Genomic DNA, 16,587 nt, shown 5'->3' on the forward strand with positions numbered 1-16,587 from the left:
TTCAACGTTCCTGCAAGGTTTTGAAGACCTTGTAGGAACAAAAAAAGGGTTCAAAGTAAAACTTTGAACCCTTTTAAAAATCTTAGCATCTTAGTCCCTCAGAACCTTAGCAAGTTAATTAATACTATTAAGCATTTCAGCGATTTCATCTAATCTTGGTGTTAAGATGATTTCTATTCTACGGTTTTTAGCTTTTCCTTCTGGAGTGGCGTTGCTTGCCAAAGGAGAAAATTCGCTTCTTCCTGCTGCCGTAAGTTTTTGTTTGTTGATTTTAGTGTTTTCGCTCAAAATAGCTACAATTGCAGTTGCTCTTTTAGTCGATAAATCCCAGTTGTTTGCAATTGGTCCAGAACCAGCGTATGGATCATCATCTGTATGTCCTTCAATAAGAACAGAAAGATCTGGATTATCACCCAAAACTTTTCCAAGTTCTACAACCGCTCTTCTACCTTCTGTTCCAACAGCCCAGCTTCCTGAATTAAAAAGTAATTTGTTTTCCATAGAAACATATACTTTTCCGTTTTTCTGTTCTACTGTTAAACCTTTACCTTCAAAACCGGTTAGCGCTTTTGATAAAGTTTCTTTCAGCTTGCGCATTGCTTCTTCTTTTGCAGCGATCATAGCTTCAAGCTCTTTTAAACGATTTGCTGTTTTATCCAAACTTGCTTGTTCATCAGCCAGTTTTTTGGACTTTGCCTCTAATTGTGCAAGCAAATCACGGTTTTTAGCCATATTACTTTCTAATGCATCGTTGCTGTTTTTCTCTAACGCATTATAAGAATCCTGCAATACTTTGTATTTCTTTTGCTCTGCAGCTAAATCAGCTTTTTGTTTTGCAAGTTCATCTTTTGTTGCCGATAAATCTTTTGTTAGTTTATCGCGGTCTAATTCTAACTCATTTTTTGATTTTTTCAAATCAGCATTTTCGTCAGCAATAGAACGGTTTTCTTTTTTCAGATCTGAATATTTTGTTTCAAGATCATTGTAAATCTTTTTGGATACACAAGAAGTTGCAGACAATGCTAAAACTACTAATCCGATGGAAGCTTTTTTAATCATTTTACTTTTGGTTTTTATTTGGGGCTATTAATAATTTTGAATCAGAATTTACTAAGCAAATTTTATTCCATTTAACATCCAAAAGCCAAATATCTTAAATTGTTATTAGAGTTTCGAAAACAAAACCTTATTTTTTCTTTTTGCTGTCAAAAATTGTATATCCTAGAACGAAAGAAGTCATTTTATAACTAGAGTCCCAATAGACATAATTATCAAAAATATTTGCGCTGCTGTACTTTAATTCAACATTGAATTTATTTTTATAGCTATAACCAATTCCACCTCCTAATCTGTTACGAATTTTAGCTTCAACTTGATAAGTTCCTTGATCTTGATGAATATCAGAACTTAGCATACTAGAAATAATATAGGACCCAGCAATAAAAATTCTCGAATTGTCACTGATGAATATATAATACCTAACTCCAACTGGTATATCTATATAACTTAGTGAAGCATCCCAGTTTTCAATCACTGTATCTGAACTAAATGGTCCTCGATTATATGATACACCCATTCCCGGACTTTTGTATGAATTGTAATTAGGTGCTAAGTATAATGCCCATTTACTTCTGTTAACTGGCAAAACCCATTCCATTTCTGCACCTGCTGTAAAGTTTGTTTTTTTATCAAAATCAGATGAAACATCTGTTACATGATTAGAAATAGACAAAGATGATGATGAAATTCCTAAATTTGCTTTAAAATTAATACTTCCTGATTCTGATTTCTTTTCAAAAGAAACAATTGTATTGTTTTTACAATTGTTATATTCTATAAAGTATTTTGTTAAATCTTTTTGTCCGTATTTTAGTTTTAAAAGATCATCTATACTTTTATTTCCACAATTTACATTTTGCCATAATTGCTTCTGAAAATCATTATTGGAAACTAATTTTGTTGCACCTGTATCCTCATTAACTGTATACTTTTTATGAACAAGCTGTTCGACATTCCCGCTTTCTGTTTTGTAAAAAAAACGTTTTATATTTCCGCTTTTATATTCATACAAACTAACTTTACTATCAACTAAAACTTCGAGGAAAACTGTAACCTCTTTCCATTGCGGCTCTCTATTTTCATTATACGAATTCAAATTAGCAGTAGAAGAAGTATCAAGCTTAACTCTTTCTCTTTCGTATTTTAATACATTTCCGATTTTAAATTCTTTTACGTTTTTAATATCCGCTTTCATCAATTGAGATTCATCAGTACTTAACTTATATTCAAAAGTCGTTGGATTATCCTTTTTATCACGGTCTTTAATAAAACATTCTATTTTATTTCCGTTATTATCTATAAAATAAGACTTATCATAATTAATTTGAGCATAGAAACTAGAACTAAAGAGAATAAATAAAAGGACTGGTAATTTTTTTTTCATTTGGTTTATTTAAGTTATATTCTAAATGCAAAGACAACAAAAAATAACTTAAAATAAAAACTTAAGAAATTTTTTGTTGTCTTAAAAAAATCAGACCTTGAACCCCGAATTTTACTCAATCTCTACTAAAACCGGGCAGTGATCTGAATGAACAGCATCTGAAAGAATCACAGCACGTTTTAAACGATGTCCAATCACTTCGCTCACTAAATTATAATCGATACGCCAGCCTTTGTTATTTCCTCTGGCTCCCGCACGGTAACTCCACCACGAATAATGATGCGGATCTTTATTAAAATGACGGAAACTATCTATAAAACCAGACTTCATGAAACTATCCAGCCACGCGCGCTCTGCTGGTAAAAATCCCGAAACTGTTTTGTTACGAACCGGATCATGGATATCAATTGCTTCGTGGCAAATATTGTAATCGCCGCAAATAATAAGGTTTGGAAGGGTTAATTTCAATTCGTTAATATAGGTTTGAAAATCATCCATAAACATAAATTTATGATCTAATCTTTCGATGTTGGTTCCAGATGGAAGATATAGACTCATTACCGAAACATCGTCAAAATCAGCACGTAAGTTTCTACCTTCAAAATCCATATGATGAATTCCGGTTCCGTAAACTACTTTTTTAGGTTCTATTTTAGATAATATTGCAACACCGCTATATCCTTTTTTTGTTGCCGGATAGTAATATTGATACGGATAGCCGGCAGCCGTTATTGCCTCAACAGGAATCTGATCCTGAGTAGCTTTTATCTCCTGAAGGCAGATAACATCTGGGCTTGCTGCTTGAAGCCATTCAATAAAACCTTTAGTAATTGCAGCACGGATTCCGTTTACATTATAAGAAATAATTTTCATCTGGATATTTTTTTAAGGATTCCAAATGTAATAAAAAAGCGTAAAGTTTGTAATTGAATAAAGGAAAAGTAGAGTTTTTTGTTATCTTTGTTCGCTGCTCTAATAAATTAAAAATAGTACATGGGTTTAGTTACCGCGAAAGAAGTTGCAAAGGCAATAAATGTTGAGAAGTACGGAGTTCTTGGTACTTTTTCAGGCTGGATTCTTATGAAGGTTCTTAAGATCTCTACCCTTAATAAAATTTACGACCATAATAAGCATTTAGAGGATGTTGCTTTTTTAAACGGAATTTTGGACGAGATGGAAATCAAATTTGAAATCCCTGAAGAAGATTTAAAACGTTTACCTAAAGATGGTGCTTATATAACCATTTCAAATCATCCGCTTGGAGGAATTGATGGCATTTTGCTTTTGAAATTAATGCTTGAAAGAGAACCAAATTTCAAGATTATCGCTAATTTCTTGTTACATCGAATTGTTCCGTTAAAGAAATACATCATGCCGGTTAATCCTTTTGAGAATCATAAGGATGCCAAATCAAGCGTTGTTGGAATTAAAGAAACTTTACGTCATTTAAGCGACGGAAAACCTTTAGGAATTTTCCCTGCCGGGGAAGTTTCGACTTATAAAGACGGAAAATTAGTTGTAGATAAACCTTGGGAAGAAGGCGCTCTAAAATTAATTAGAAAAGCCAAAGTTCCGGTTGTACCGATATACTTTCATGCTAAAAACAGTAAATTATTCTATTGGCTTTCTAAAATAGATGATACGCTGCGTACAGCAAAACTTCCGTCAGAACTGCTTACACAAAAAGATCGTGTTATTAAAGTTCGTATTGGAAAACCAATTTCTGTAAGCGAACAAAACGAAATAGAGTCTTTTGAAGAATATTCAGAGTTTTTAAGAAAGAAAACCTATATGCTTGCCAATCCTTTTGAAAAAGACACCAAACTGATTGATACTGCAAGTTTAAAAATTTCGAAAGCTCCTAAAAAAATTGTTACGCCAGCGAATGAATCAAAAATGATTGATGAAGTTCAGGCGTTAAGAAACAGTGACTGCAGGTTATTACAGAGTAAAAATTACGAAGTGTTTTTTGCACGTGCAAAATCAATTCCGAATATTTTACATGAAATTGGACGTCTTCGTGAAATTACTTTTAGAGAAGTTGGTGAAGGGACAAACGAATCTATTGACATTGACGAATACGATCAATATTATCACCATATGTTTTTATGGGATGATGAAACTAAAAAAATCGCAGGGGCTTATCGAATGGGATTAGGAGCTGAGATTTATCCAAAATACGGCATTGAAGGTTTCTATCTAACTGACTTATTTAGATTTGAGCCAGAATTGCACGATATGATGCATAAATCGATCGAAATGGGACGTGCTTTTATTATTCGTGAATATCAGCAAAAACCAATGCCTTTATTCTTGTTATGGAAAGGAATTATCCACACCACATTGCGTTATCCTGAACATAAATATTTATTAGGCGGGGTGAGTATTAGTAATCAATTTTCAGATTTCTCTAAATCATTAATGATTGAGTTTATGAAGTCGAATTATTATGATCCGTATATAGCACAATACATTCACCCGAAAAAAGCATACAAAGTAAAACTGAAAGATGCTGATAAAGACTTTATTTTTGACGAAGCTGAATCTGACTTAAATAAATTCGACAAAATTATAGACGAATTAGAACCAGGGAATTTACGTTTGCCAGTTTTAATTAAAAAGTACATCAAGCAAAATGCACGTGTAGTTGCTTTTAACGTCGATCCTTTGTTTAATAATGCTGTCGATGGTTTAATGTACATTAGAATCGCAGATATTCCAGAAAGCACCATGAAACCCGTTATTGAAGAGTTTCAAATAGAATTAGAACGTAAACTATCTGAAAAAGAAGATTAATCAGATTTACTCCAAATAGAAAAATCCCATTTGTATAAACAGATGGGATTTTTTATTTACAATTTTTATTTAAAAACTAGTTCATTTTACTTTCCAGGATTAGAACCAGCCTTTTCTGCCCACCTGATAGGTTTGATAAAAATCTTCGTCTGATTTTGTAAGGTAAATAATCCCTTCAATTAAGCCAATTAAACCTCCTATTCCGCATAAAAGACCTAAAATAAGCTGAATAATTCCTTCTTTACTGTATCCTAAATAGAATTTATGAATTCCTAGTGTCCCTAATAAAATGGCTAGAATTCCGGCAGCAATTTTTTTATTTTCTGATTGTGTATTTTCCATAGTTTTATTCTTAAAATTAGTATTTAAATTAAAAACATATAAAGGTAATCGGGCAAAAAAAATCCCATTCGTTAACACAAATGGGATTAAATATTTTTTTAGAACCAGCCTTTCTTACCTACCTGGTAAGTTTGGTAAAATTCTTCATCTGATTTTGTCAGGTAAATAATTCCTTCAACGAAACCAATTATGCTTCCAATTCCGCAAGTAACAAGAGTAATTACTAACTGAATGATGCCTTCTTGTGTATATCCTAAGATGAATTTGTGAATTCCAAATCCTCCTAGTAAAATACCAAGAATTCCGGCAACAACTTTTTTATTTTCCGGTTTTGGTTCTGATGGTGTATTCCAAGATTCTGGTTTTGTAGTCTCCATTTTTATATATTTAGTTAATTAATTATTGCAATTCAACTTTACCAATTTCATTGATTTCTTCGATCTCATTTTTAGGATCTGATCCGTATTGATTTGGTCCGTAGTCTCCATCTGTACATAATAAGATCAATAACCAAATACCTCCAGCGAACGGAATAAGAGCAACAAAATAAAACCAGCCGCTTTTTCCTATATCATGCAGCCTTCTAACTATTACTCCTAATCCTGGAAGAAGTGTTGCAAATGAATAAAGTATAAAAAGAACATATCCAATAATTCCCCCTGTAACAGCGTCACCAAATATTGCCCCAGCTATTACTCCAATAATTATTAATGAAAACGAAATTATAGCATTTGCAAGTGCAAAATACCAATACTCACTTCTTCTGGCGCGTCCTTTAAAGTTTGCATAGTTTTCAAAAACTACTTTTTTGTACCATTCAATCATAATTAATTAGTTAGTTTATCCCTACTCTTTTTAGGATTTTCAGTTTCTCCTTTTTTTAAAATTTTGTTAAAAACAGAAAACAATATTAATTAAAAATAAATAAAAAAACTAATTCTGTGTATTACTTTTACAGAAATAACTTGTTATTAAAACCTCAAAGAGATTTATTAAATTTTAAAGCTTATAAATTTTGATTTTTAAATAATTATTTTGAATAAACCGCTTTAATTTTATCAACTATTACCTGTGCTAATCGCTCATGGCTTTCAAAAGTCCAGCCGGCAATGTGAGGCGTTAAGATTACCTTTCGTCCATCTAATAGATACTGAAAAGCTTCCGGAGTATTTTTATCCTGAAAAAGTGTTTCAAAAGACAGTTTTTCATATTCTAAAACATCCAAACCAGCACCAAGCACTTTCCCTAATTTCATTGTCTTGACCAAATCTGCCGTAACAATGTTTTTCCCTCTGGAAGTATTAATTATCCATATTGGTTTTTTGAATTCGTTAATAAATGCCGCATCAACCATTTTATCGGTTTCAGGAGTCCACGGGATATGCAGACTCAGCACATCTGTCTTTTCATGAAGTTCTTTTAATGAAACTTGTCTGGCATTTTCATCTCCCACATTATCCTGAATATCATAACATAAAACTTCAACATCAAAACCTCTAAGTTTTTTTGCAAATGCTTTACCCATATTTCCGTAACCAATAATTCCTACCGTTTTTCCATCAAGTTCATGACCGCGGTTACTCTCTCTGTTCCATTGTCCGGAACGAATCTCATAATCGGCAATATTCAATTTATTAAAAAGAGAAAGGATCATTCCTAAAGTGTGTTCTGCAACTGCGTTACAATTTCCTTCGGGAGCAGCAATTAATTCAATATCCTTAGATAAAGCGTAGTCACAATCAATACTTTCTAAACCTGCTCCAACTCGTGCAATAAACTGCAGATTGGTCGCTTTGTCTAAAAATGTTTTGTCGATTTTAAATCGGCTTCGAATTACGATTCCGTTATAATCCTGAATTTTAGCTTCAATTTCTTCTTTAGAAGATGTAAAATCGGCGTGATTTTCAAAACCAGCTTCTTCCAGTTGTTTCCAAAGAATAGGGTGATTGCTGTCGATATGAAGAATTTTTATGCTCATTATTTATTATGTTTTATTAAAACAAAAATACGGTTAATTCTCAATTCTTCCATTTTTAAAATCCCAAGTGGAAAATTTTAAACGAAAAATTGAAAACACATTTTCTTTGACTTAATCAACATCCAGATAAGGATCAAGAACTTCGGCCAATTTATTCAGCCAATAAAAATTATCATCGATATTGGGTAATTCAGATTCAAGTGTTTCGCATCCGCGCATCGAACATAACGAAAGAGCATGATTTACTTGCCGAATACTTTTTGCTAAATCTTTTGGATCAATAGTATTAATCAAAAAATCTTTTAATCTGGTTTCAATTTCTTTTGAAAGGTTTTCTGTAATCATTATCTTATTTTTCTGAATCATCAAATATAATACTTTTGGTCTCATATATGAGACCAAGTAAAAAATAAATCTTATGAATTTTGAAATATGGATATTTCAGAAGAAATTTTTATTGCAAATCTTGGCATTCACATTAGACAACTTCGTGAAAAGAAAAATATGTCTCAACGAGATTTAGCTAATGATTCAAATATTACCAAATCTCTAATTGGTAGAATAGAAAGAGCTGAAGTAAATACTACAGTTAAAAGTCTTATAAAAATCGCAAATGCTTTAAATATTGAATTTAAAGAATTGATAGATTTTCCTTTGAAAGAGAAATAATCCGTCTAGTTTTGTCATTTCGAGGAACGAGAAATCGCACTCGTAAATCTACAAAGAGCATCACTAATCTATGTCGAGTTTCTAGTGCGATTTCTCGTTCCTCGAAATGACATAAAAATAAGGATAAGTTTTTTTTTCTCACATTGGGTTAGACGCACTACTGTGCGTCTCTACGATTAAACTAAATGAAACCTTTGTCACTCTGCACCTCTGCTCCTTTGTCCCTTTGCTCCTAAACTTTTTTATTGGTCATATTTTTTTTAACTTTGAAAACAAGCCTCAAAAAAAATCTCTTTTTTCTAAATCACACAATCTTTCTAAAATGAAATTGACCAAGACTTTTAAAGCCTTTTTTGAAAACGAAAAATCAGGAGGATTGCTTCTATTGTTTGTTACGATTATTTCCTTGTATGCTGCAAATTCGTCTCACGCTGCAGAATATATTGCTTTTTGGGAAAAAGATCTGGGCGGACATTCGATCACACATTGGATCAACGACGGATTGATGACGATTTTCTTTTTATTAATTGGTTTAGAATTAGAACGCGAAATTTATCATGGCGAATTATCCAACATAAAAAATGCTTCGCTGCCTATTATGGCTGCTTTTGGCGGAATGCTGGTTCCTGCTGCCATATTTCTTGCTTTAAATTTTAAAACGGCAACACAAAACGGAGCCGGAATTCCGATGGCGACAGATATTGCTTTTGCAATTGGTATTTTATCTCTTTTAGGCAACAAAGTTCCTGCATCTTTAAAAGTCTTTTTAACTGCACTTGCTGTTATAGACGATTTGGGCGCCATAATTGTCATCGCTGTTTTTTATACAAAATCAATTGCATTTTTAAATTTAGGCATTGCTTTAGGAATCTGGGTTTTATTATTCGCTTTAAACCGAATGAAAGTTTACAACCTGATTCCGTATTTAATTGGAGGCGTCATAATGTGGTATTTTATGCTTAATTCTGGTGTTCATGCCACAATTACTGGTGTTATTTTAGCTTTTGTGATTCCGTTTGGTGATGGCAGCGAAAAATCGTCTTCTCATAAACTACAGCATTTTTTACATAAACCTGCAGCATTTATTATTCTGCCTTTGTTTGCAATTGCAAACACGTGCATTGCAATAGAATCTGGCTGGTACGAAGGACTAAATCATCCAAACTCATTCGGGATCATTTTAGGATTGGTAATAGGAAAGCCTCTGGGAATTTTACTTTTTTCTTCTATTGGAGTAAGTGCCGGTTTATGTGCTTTGCCAAAAAACTTAAAATGGGCGCATATTTTAGGTGCCGGAATGCTGGGCGGAATTGGCTTTACAATGTCTATTTTTATTACACTTCTGGCTTTTAAAGATCCCGAAACAATTCTTTATTCTAAAATATCAATTATTATAGCTTCTGTACTTTCTGGTGTTCTGGGATTTACTTATTTAAAGTTTGTTCTCTCAAAAGATAGAAACGGTTAATTTTTTAGCACACAGATTTAGCAGATATAAACAGATTTAATTTTTAAAAATAATCTCAATTCGAAAAATGGAAAAGCCTTTTTATTTGTTTTTAACTCTTATTTTATTATCGTCATGCAGCGATAAAAAGCCTGCTGCTGCACCCGAAGCAAACACTTCTAAAGACACAATTGTGCTTCAAGTGAGCAATAATAAAGACCAAATCGAAGGAACTTATGAAACTCAGCGCGAAGGAAATGAACCTGATGATTGTAAAATTTCATTAGAAATAAACAAAACAAAAGAGGGCTATTCTTATTTCTTAAAAACAAAAACACGACAACTAAAGGGTATTGCAAATTTCACCACAGAAGAATCTGGTGAAAAATATTTGGTTTTGGAAAGCATAAAGTGGGATGAATATAACGGTGATATAAGTCATGAAGATGAAGAAAATGATTCTATCGCAAATGCCGAAAAACCTGAACTCGAAATCCCTGTTGGAATTAGTGCGAGCTATGTTAAAGACACGCTGACTATTCAAAATTATGGCAACTCCATGAATTCCTATACAAAGCTTTCAGAATGTGGGAGGAAATATATTCAATTGATTAAAAAGTAATATTTCAGACAACGTTTGTCATTCCGAGGAACGAGGAATCACACTAGAAAATCCGCAATACTATTCTATACAGATTAGAAAATCTTTATTGAGCTTCTAGTGTGATTCCTCGTTCCTCGGAATGATAAAAAAACGAACAATAACTTTAAAACTCAACATTATGATAGCAAGAATATGGCACGGAAAAACAAAAGTTGAAGATTATGAAGCTTATACCGAATTCATTAATAAAACGGCAATTCCTGATTACTCAAAAACAGCTGGTTTTGTAAAATTGTCTTTTTTAAGAAATATTAAAAACAACGAAGCTCATTTTACGTTAATTACGTATTGGGAAAACCTCGAAGTAATTAAAAATTTTGCGGGAGACGATTTCGAAAAAGCAAAATATTATCCTAAAGATGATGATTTTTTATTAGAGTTTGAAGAAAAAGTCGAGCATTTTGAGGTTTTTGCGTGATTCACTATTATCACAGCTGTCATCCTGAGCGAAGTAGAAGGACTTTCATCGTACATAAGGTCTTCGACTTCGTTCAGACTGACAATTCGGTAAACCTTGAAATCTCAAAAACAAAAAAATCCCAAACCCCAACAAAATTGGAATTTGGAATTTTAAAATATTGGAATATATTATTTATCCCTTAATCTGTTTCAAAGAAGTCTTAATTCCTTTTATTAAAGACGAACTGAAACCATTGTGTTCCATTTCATTTAAACCAACAATTGTACAGCCTTGTGGCGTTGTTACACGGTCAATTAACTGTTCTGGGTGTACTTTCTCTTCTAAAAGCATTTTTGCTGCTCCTTTTACAGTTTGTGCGGCAATTGCCAGAGCAGTGTTTGAATCGAATCCAATTTCGATTCCTGCCTGCATAGAAGCACGAATATATCTTAAAGCATATGCCGTTCCGCATGCGCCTAAAACTGTCGCTGCATCCATTAATTTTTCGTCGATTACAGGAGCTGTTCCTAAATCCTGAAATAAGTCAACAATTGGCAATGCTTTTTCTCTGTCTTTTTCAGGAAAAGAAATACAAGTTGCCGATTCTCCAAACTGCGCTGCAATATTTGGCATAATGCGCACAACCGGATATTCGTTTTTTGTTTTTGTTTGAAGAGTGTCCAGAGACAATCCGCTTACGGCAGAAGCGATTGTTTTATTTTGAATTACCGGCAGAATTTCGGCCAAAACAATATCTACCTGATATGGTTTTATGGTTAAAATTATAACATCGGCTTCCTGAATATTATGTTTATTATCGTTAGAAACCGTAATTCCGTATTCGGCTAAATATTGAATACTGGCAGTGTTTCTTCTTGTTACGGTAACTTGATTGTTTTTAGAAAATTTTGCAATTCCCAAGGCAATAGAAACTCCAAGGTTTCCTCCTCCTATAATGTGTACTTTCATCCTGCTTGGTTTTAATTTATTTTGGACTGGTTAACAGCATATTTTTCGGCTGTAAATTACGCAGATTTTAAGGATTTTAAATCACTGCAATCTATTAATTTGTGGCAAAAATTTAAAACCCCAGAATCAATTTGGCTACTCCAAAATAGAGCATAATTCCAAAAACATCATTTGTTGTAGTAATAAATGGACCGGTTGCAATTGCGGGGTCAATTTTATTTTTATGAAGGAAAAGCGGCACCAAAGTTCCTAAAATTGCAGCAAACATAATAACCACTATCATAGAAATCGAGATAGCTATTCCCACTAAATATTGTCCGTACATAAGAGAATGATATCCAAGCAGAAGCAGGGAAATTATACTTCCGGAAATCATCGAAACGGTAACCTCTTTGCTAAAATAACTTTTGCTGAATTCTTTCAAGGTTCCGTTTGCTAAACCCTGCACAACGATTGCCGATGCCTGAACTCCAATATTTCCGGCTGTAGCCGAAAGCAGAGGCACAAAAATAATTAAGGTTGAATATTTTTGAAAAGCGGTTTCATTATCTTTCAAAACAAAAGAGGCCACAATCTCAATTACCATCCCAATTAAAAGCCAAGGTAAACGTGCTTTTGTTAACTCAAGAACACTGTCGTTTGTTTCAATATCCTGCGTAATACCCGCAGCTAACTGGTAATCTTTATCGGCTTCTTCTTTGATTACGTCTACGATATCATCAATTGTAATTCTTCCAACCAAACGTCCCAATTCGTCAACTACCGGAATTGCCTCTAAATCGTACTTTTGCATGATACGTGCTACCTCAACATCTTCGGTATCAACATTTACAAAATTCAATTTTCGAATATAAACCTCTCCAATCTGAGTTTTAGTAGAAGAAGTCAATAAATCTTTAAGAGACAGTCTTCCTTTTAAGCGGTTTTCATCGTCAACAACGTAAATAGAATGTACTCTCGAAACATTTTCTGCCTGAATTCGCATTTCTTTTACACAAGTCAAAACGTTCCAGTTTTCATTAACTTTTACAAGCTCTTTACCCATCAAACCACCCGCCGTGTTTTCGTCATAGCGTAATAATTCGACAATATCTTTTGCGTGTTCTACGTCAAGTAACTCTGAGATAACTTCTGCTTTAATTTCCTGTGAAAGTTCTGCAATAATATCAGCAGCATCGTTTGTTTCAAGCTCATCAAGCTCTTCGGCAATCTCTTTCGGTGAAAGTCGGCTTAAGATATTCTCACGCAGGTCTTCTTCTAGTTCAAGAAGAATCTCTGCAGTTTTATCACTATCTAAAACCTTGAAAATGTAAGTTGCTTCGTCAAAATCTAATTCCTCAAGGATTTCGGCGATATCAGCATGGTGAAGGTCGTTAAGTAAAATTTCAAGTTCATTGTCATTTTTCTTAACGATTAAATCTTCTAATTGATGAATAAATTCTTTGCTAACTTTGAACTCCATCGGCTTCTATTTTTTGAGTCAAAACAATAAATTCGTCAACGCTTAGCTGTTCGGGACGTTTATCAAAGATAGTGTCTTCTCGCAGTTTATCTGATAAATTTAATGTTTTCAAACTGTTACGTAATGTTTTTCGTCTTTGTTGAAAAGCCGTTTTTACAACCGTAAAAAATAACTTTTCACCACACGGAAGGCTATAATCTTCCTTTCGGGTCATTTTCATCACACCCGACTTGACCTTGGGCGGAGGAATAAAAACATTTTCGCTTACAGTAAACAAATACTCAGTATCATAGAAAGCCTGTGCCAGTACAGACAGGATTCCGTAGGTTTTTGATCCTTTTTTCTCGCAGATGCGCTCTGCAACTTCCTTTTGAAACATTCCGGAAAACTCCGGAATCTGATCTCTAAACTCTAATGTTCTAAAAACAATTTGAGAAGAAATATTATAAGGGAAGTTACCAATTATAGCAAACTGCTTATTTTCGTAAACTTGGTTTATATTGTATTTCAGGAAGTCTTCTGAAATAATTTTATCTTTTAATTGTGGATAGTTTGCACCCAAATACACTACAGATTCTGTGTCAATCTCTATTACTCGTGTATTCACTGGCTTGTCAAGCAAATATTTAGTCAGCACACCCATCCCTGGTCCTATTTCTAAAACCTCCTCGTATCCTTTTAAACTCAAAGTATCGGCAATAGCTTTTGCAATACTTTCGTCTTTAAGGAAATGTTGTCCTAAATGTTTTTTGGCTTTTACTTTTTCCATTTTCTTTCTTGTTTTGCCACAAGGGCGCAAAAGTATTCTTTTTGCAGCGAAGGGTCAAAGCTTATTTCACTTTTTTTGCCACAAAGGCACAAAGACTCAAAGCTTTATTTTTATTCTGCCACGAAGACTTGAAGCACAAAGTTTATTCTTTGTTTTTTTGCCACAAAGGCTCAAAGGCACAATGTATATTTTTTTGTTTTGCCACGAATTCCACAAATTATCACAAATTTTAAATCTAATAATCTGTGTAAATCTGTTTAATCAGCCAAATCTGCTGGCTATTTCTTTTTACAGAAAACTAAAATTAATGTTCTGAAATAACTTCCAGTTCTGTTCTGAAAGAAAGCATTTTATCTGCAAATAATTCTAACGCTTCTTTGTCAAATCTTGGCTGATCTTCTAAATAATACTTCTCTAAAGTATCTTTGCTGTCTGTCGTGTATTGAACCGAATACGTGATTCCGCCCATTTCTTCTTCCACCAAAACTTTTACAATTCGTGCCGAAGAGAATTTCTCTGTCGCCAAAATCTCCGGTATGTGTTTTTCCTGCATCCATTTTAACCATTGATCGTGTGCGCTTTCGTGTATATTGGTGGTAACGTTGAAAATAATCATTTTTTTTATGGTTCTGAGATTCTGAGGCTCTAAGATTCTAAGGTTTTTAGACTCTTGAACACAAATCATCATATTACTAATTCTATTGTTTAATCGTTAATTCAGTTAAACGGTTAAACAAATAACCGATTAAACCAAACTATAAATTCTTATCCCCTCTTAACTCGCGGTATTTTTTTCTGGCATCAACAAAGTAAATACTATCCTGATGGTTAAAAATTACCTTTTCATATAAAGGTTTGGCCTTTTCTACATCTTTTAATTCGTCGTTGTAAATTTCTGCTGAGAAAAACAATGCTTCATCTACATAAATTCCGTCGCTATGATTGTCGATGATTTGCTGGTATTGGCTTAAAGCCAAAGTATAATCCTTCTGGCTTTCATATATTTGACCTAAACGCAACAATGTTACAGCTTCGATTTCCTGCCCTTTAAAGGTTTTTAGAATGTTTTGAAAATGTGTAATTGCTTCTTGTTTTTTATTCTGATAAAGTAAAAAATCCCCTTTTGCAAATTGCTTTAAAGCTGTTTGAGTCGAATCAGCAGCTGTATTGTCATTTATCAGTAAGAAATATTCAAGAGCGTCATTGGCAATCAATTGTGTATTTGCCGATTTCAATTCTTTAAATTGTTTTAAAGCCCATTCAAAATCGGTTTTAAAATAACTTGTTTTTGCCGCTTTTAAACTTGCTTCGTGTGACATTACATCATTCTTTAAATCCATTTGAATCTGCGAATAATAAATCAACGCCTGATTGAACTTTTCTTCTAAAAGCAAAATATCTGCCAGCTCCATCTTTGCATCAGCCTGCTGATAAGCATTTAAATTTAATTCTAAAGCTCTTTTTACAACGGCCTTTCCTTCTTCTGTCTTTTTCAAATTAAAAGCCAGGAAATGTGCCTGAATTAATTGCAAAGATAAGGTAAAAGGATTTATTTCATAAGTAACCAGTAATTGCTGCAGTTCAGCTGTAATGGCCGGATAATCTTTTTCCTGTGCTTTGTCAATTTTAATCTGCATTAAATTAGCATTGGTCTGAATCAGCAGATCTATATCTTTTGTATTTTGAAGAATGAAATTCAAAATCTCAGAAGCAGTTTCGGTATCGTCTTCATTCAATGCAAACTGGCTTAGATTTACAATACTGATTAATGATTCCGGCTCACGTTTGTAAATGGCTTTTTCCTGAATAAAAGCTTTTCCGAATTCTTTTTGCTGCACATAAAACCAGCTTAAATAATGATTCCAAAAAACATCCTGATCTTTCTGCGTTCTTAAAATCAGCGCTTTTCGCATTGCATCTTTAAAAGCCGTATTATCAGTTTCTCCGTTCATAAAACGGGATAACTGTGTTTGAATTAAATTAGCGTTTTGCTGGTTATTATAAGATTCTGTCAGCAAAAGATCGATCATTAAATCTGTTTTCCCTAACTGGCCGTACAACATTCCAATCTGAAAATTGAAATTATAATTCGGCTGAACCTGCATTGCGGTTTGATATGCTTTTAAAGCATATTCTAATAAAACCTTTTTTTCAAAAGCATTTCCAACTCCGTAAACATCATTCGGATTGGTTTTGATTTTATCAATAGCCTGTTCGTAGTAACTTTTGGCTTTAGATTCGTTTTTTTGTAATTGATAATTGTATCCTAATTCAACTAAAAAAACACCTTGTTTATAGGCATTGTAACGACTTAAAATTGTTTTTTCGGCAAGGTCAAACTGCTGCAATTGCTGATAACAATCAATTGTTCGTAAAAAGTACTGTGTATTGGATGGTGAACTTCTTAAAAGATCTTCGTAGATAATCTTTGCTTTTTCAAAATCACCTTTGTCGTAGTAATTATTCGCTAACTGTTCGTTTTGCGAGAATGCAAAACCAGACCACAACAAAACGATATAGATAAAGATGTTTTTCATATTTCAGTTTTTTAATGTGGCATTTTTAGTCTCAGTATTCAGTCACGGTTTACAGTCACAGTATTCAGTTTTTAAACTGCAACTGAATACTGTGACTGCAAACCGTGACTG

Annotated in this window: 18 protein-coding genes; 5 read left to right on the forward strand and 13 right to left on the reverse strand. The window is 33.3% G+C overall.

Features of this window, described 5'->3' with window-relative positions; translation table 11 throughout:
- Positions 1–114: 114 nt before the first annotated feature.
- From AABD74_RS04040 to AABD74_RS04050, 3 genes are all read right to left on the reverse strand, one after another.
- Entirely contained in the window at positions 115–1,059 is a 945-nt protein-coding gene (locus AABD74_RS04040; protein WP_406844757.1) for an OmpA family protein, read from the reverse strand.
- Between the two features lie 127 nt (positions 1,060–1,186).
- Positions 1,187–2,443: an outer membrane beta-barrel protein gene (locus AABD74_RS04045; protein WP_406844758.1), complete on the reverse strand. Its 1,257-nt coding sequence runs from the start codon at positions 2,441–2,443 to the stop codon at positions 1,187–1,189.
- Positions 2,444–2,554: 111 nt separating this feature from the next.
- Positions 2,555–3,316, reverse strand: a complete 762-nt coding sequence (locus AABD74_RS04050; protein WP_406844759.1) for an exodeoxyribonuclease III — start codon at positions 3,314–3,316, stop codon at positions 2,555–2,557.
- A gap of 120 nt (positions 3,317–3,436) precedes the next feature.
- On the opposite strand from AABD74_RS04050, the gene AABD74_RS04055 reads away from it, so the two are divergent.
- Positions 3,437–5,239, forward strand: a complete 1,803-nt coding sequence (locus tag AABD74_RS04055) for a lysophospholipid acyltransferase family protein (RefSeq protein ID WP_232680066.1) — start codon at positions 3,437–3,439, stop codon at positions 5,237–5,239.
- 99 nt (positions 5,240–5,338) lie between these two features.
- On the opposite strand, the gene AABD74_RS04060 is transcribed toward AABD74_RS04055, so the two are convergent.
- The 5 genes from AABD74_RS04060 to AABD74_RS04080 all read right to left on the reverse strand — a co-directional run bounded on the left by AABD74_RS04060 (position 5,339) and on the right by AABD74_RS04080 (position 7,904).
- Positions 5,339–5,581, reverse strand: coding sequence for a TM2 domain-containing protein (locus AABD74_RS04060; protein WP_232680064.1), 243 nt, complete (start codon positions 5,579–5,581; stop codon positions 5,339–5,341).
- 98 nt (positions 5,582–5,679) lie between these two features.
- Complete coding sequence (locus AABD74_RS04065) at positions 5,680–5,958, reverse strand: TM2 domain-containing protein (RefSeq protein WP_232680062.1); 279 nt, start codon at positions 5,956–5,958, stop codon at positions 5,680–5,682.
- 22 nt (positions 5,959–5,980) lie between these two features.
- Positions 5,981–6,406, reverse strand: coding sequence for a DUF805 domain-containing protein (locus tag AABD74_RS04070; RefSeq protein ID WP_232680060.1), 426 nt, complete (start codon positions 6,404–6,406; stop codon positions 5,981–5,983).
- Positions 6,407–6,611: 205 nt separating this feature from the next.
- Positions 6,612–7,559 (reverse strand): 2-hydroxyacid dehydrogenase, encoded by a 948-nt coding sequence (locus tag AABD74_RS04075; RefSeq protein ID WP_232680057.1) that lies wholly within the window; start codon positions 7,557–7,559, stop codon positions 6,612–6,614.
- 111 nt (positions 7,560–7,670) lie between these two features.
- Positions 7,671–7,904, reverse strand: coding sequence for a hypothetical protein (locus AABD74_RS04080; RefSeq protein ID WP_406845624.1), 234 nt, complete (start codon positions 7,902–7,904; stop codon positions 7,671–7,673).
- Between the two features lie 87 nt (positions 7,905–7,991).
- Between AABD74_RS04080 and AABD74_RS04085 the strand changes: the two genes are divergently transcribed.
- From AABD74_RS04085 to AABD74_RS04100, 4 genes are all read left to right on the forward strand, one after another.
- Positions 7,992–8,228, forward strand: a complete 237-nt coding sequence (locus AABD74_RS04085) for a helix-turn-helix domain-containing protein (protein WP_406844760.1) — start codon at positions 7,992–7,994, stop codon at positions 8,226–8,228.
- 322 nt (positions 8,229–8,550) lie between these two features.
- Complete coding sequence (gene nhaA, locus AABD74_RS04090) at positions 8,551–9,696, forward strand: Na+/H+ antiporter NhaA (RefSeq protein WP_232680053.1); 1,146 nt, start codon at positions 8,551–8,553, stop codon at positions 9,694–9,696.
- A 67-nt stretch (positions 9,697–9,763) separates the two neighbouring features.
- Entirely contained in the window at positions 9,764–10,297 is a 534-nt protein-coding gene (locus AABD74_RS04095) for a hypothetical protein (protein WP_406844761.1), read from the forward strand.
- A gap of 160 nt (positions 10,298–10,457) precedes the next feature.
- Entirely contained in the window at positions 10,458–10,757 is a 300-nt protein-coding gene (locus AABD74_RS04100; RefSeq protein WP_232680048.1) for an antibiotic biosynthesis monooxygenase, read from the forward strand.
- Positions 10,758–10,931: 174 nt separating this feature from the next.
- Here AABD74_RS04100 and proC read toward each other — a convergent pair whose 3' ends face one another.
- The 5 genes from proC to AABD74_RS04125 form a co-directional block, all read right to left on the reverse strand.
- Positions 10,932–11,708, reverse strand: coding sequence for a pyrroline-5-carboxylate reductase (gene proC, locus AABD74_RS04105; protein ID WP_232680046.1), 777 nt, complete (start codon positions 11,706–11,708; stop codon positions 10,932–10,934).
- A gap of 112 nt (positions 11,709–11,820) precedes the next feature.
- On the reverse strand, positions 11,821–13,170 hold the full coding sequence (gene mgtE, locus AABD74_RS04110) for a magnesium transporter (protein WP_232680044.1): 1,350 nt from the start codon (positions 13,168–13,170) through the stop codon (positions 11,821–11,823).
- A complete protein-coding gene (rsmA, locus tag AABD74_RS04115; protein ID WP_232680042.1) occupies positions 13,154–13,939 on the reverse strand; it encodes a 16S rRNA (adenine(1518)-N(6)/adenine(1519)-N(6))-dimethyltransferase RsmA in 786 nt (261 codons plus the stop codon). Before rsmA ends, mgtE begins: the two co-directional genes overlap by 17 nt.
- 304 nt (positions 13,940–14,243) lie before the next feature.
- Positions 14,244–14,555 carry a DUF4286 family protein gene (locus tag AABD74_RS04120; protein WP_406844762.1) on the reverse strand — a complete coding sequence of 104 codons (312 nt, stop codon included), beginning with the start codon at positions 14,553–14,555 and terminating at the stop codon, positions 14,244–14,246.
- A gap of 139 nt (positions 14,556–14,694) precedes the next feature.
- On the reverse strand, positions 14,695–16,476 hold the full coding sequence (locus AABD74_RS04125) for a tetratricopeptide repeat protein (RefSeq protein ID WP_406844763.1): 1,782 nt from the start codon (positions 16,474–16,476) through the stop codon (positions 14,695–14,697).
- Between the last annotated feature and the right edge of the window lie 111 nt (positions 16,477–16,587).

The organism is Flavobacterium soyae (assembly GCF_045348165.1).
GTDB classification, from domain to species: Bacteria; Bacteroidota; Bacteroidia; order Flavobacteriales; family Flavobacteriaceae; genus Flavobacterium; species Flavobacterium soyae.

What these genes read in the sequence shown, in the direction of transcription:
- AABD74_RS04040 (WP_406844757.1), bottom strand. Translation starts at nt 1,059, where the DNA reads ATGATTAAAAAAGCTTCCATCGGATTAGTAGTTTTAGCATTGTCTGCA.
- AABD74_RS04045 (WP_406844758.1), bottom strand. Translation starts at nt 2,443, where the DNA reads ATGAAAAAAAAATTACCAGTCCTTTTATTTATTCTCTTTAGTTCTAGT.
- AABD74_RS04050 (WP_406844759.1), bottom strand. Translation starts at nt 3,316, where the DNA reads ATGAAAATTATTTCTTATAATGTAAACGGAATCCGTGCTGCAATTACT.
- AABD74_RS04055 (WP_232680066.1), top strand. Translation starts at nt 3,437, where the DNA reads ATGGGTTTAGTTACCGCGAAAGAAGTTGCAAAGGCAATAAATGTTGAG.
- AABD74_RS04060 (WP_232680064.1), bottom strand. Translation starts at nt 5,581, where the DNA reads ATGGAAAATACACAATCAGAAAATAAAAAAATTGCTGCCGGAATTCTA.
- AABD74_RS04065 (WP_232680062.1), bottom strand. Translation starts at nt 5,958, where the DNA reads ATGGAGACTACAAAACCAGAATCTTGGAATACACCATCAGAACCAAAA.
- AABD74_RS04070 (WP_232680060.1), bottom strand. Translation starts at nt 6,406, where the DNA reads ATGATTGAATGGTACAAAAAAGTAGTTTTTGAAAACTATGCAAACTTT.
- AABD74_RS04075 (WP_232680057.1), bottom strand. Translation starts at nt 7,559, where the DNA reads ATGAGCATAAAAATTCTTCATATCGACAGCAATCACCCTATTCTTTGG.
- AABD74_RS04080 (WP_406845624.1), bottom strand. Translation starts at nt 7,904, where the DNA reads ATGATTACAGAAAACCTTTCAAAAGAAATTGAAACCAGATTAAAAGAT.
- AABD74_RS04085 (WP_406844760.1), top strand. Translation starts at nt 7,992, where the DNA reads ATGGATATTTCAGAAGAAATTTTTATTGCAAATCTTGGCATTCACATT.
- nhaA (WP_232680053.1), top strand. Translation starts at nt 8,551, where the DNA reads ATGAAATTGACCAAGACTTTTAAAGCCTTTTTTGAAAACGAAAAATCA.
- AABD74_RS04095 (WP_406844761.1), top strand. Translation starts at nt 9,764, where the DNA reads ATGGAAAAGCCTTTTTATTTGTTTTTAACTCTTATTTTATTATCGTCA.
- AABD74_RS04100 (WP_232680048.1), top strand. Translation starts at nt 10,458, where the DNA reads ATGATAGCAAGAATATGGCACGGAAAAACAAAAGTTGAAGATTATGAA.
- proC (WP_232680046.1), bottom strand. Translation starts at nt 11,708, where the DNA reads ATGAAAGTACACATTATAGGAGGAGGAAACCTTGGAGTTTCTATTGCC.
- mgtE (WP_232680044.1), bottom strand. Translation starts at nt 13,170, where the DNA reads ATGGAGTTCAAAGTTAGCAAAGAATTTATTCATCAATTAGAAGATTTA.
- rsmA (WP_232680042.1), bottom strand. Translation starts at nt 13,939, where the DNA reads ATGGAAAAAGTAAAAGCCAAAAAACATTTAGGACAACATTTCCTTAAA.
- AABD74_RS04120 (WP_406844762.1), bottom strand. Translation starts at nt 14,555, where the DNA reads ATGATTATTTTCAACGTTACCACCAATATACACGAAAGCGCACACGAT.
- AABD74_RS04125 (WP_406844763.1), bottom strand. Translation starts at nt 16,476, where the DNA reads ATGAAAAACATCTTTATCTATATCGTTTTGTTGTGGTCTGGTTTTGCA.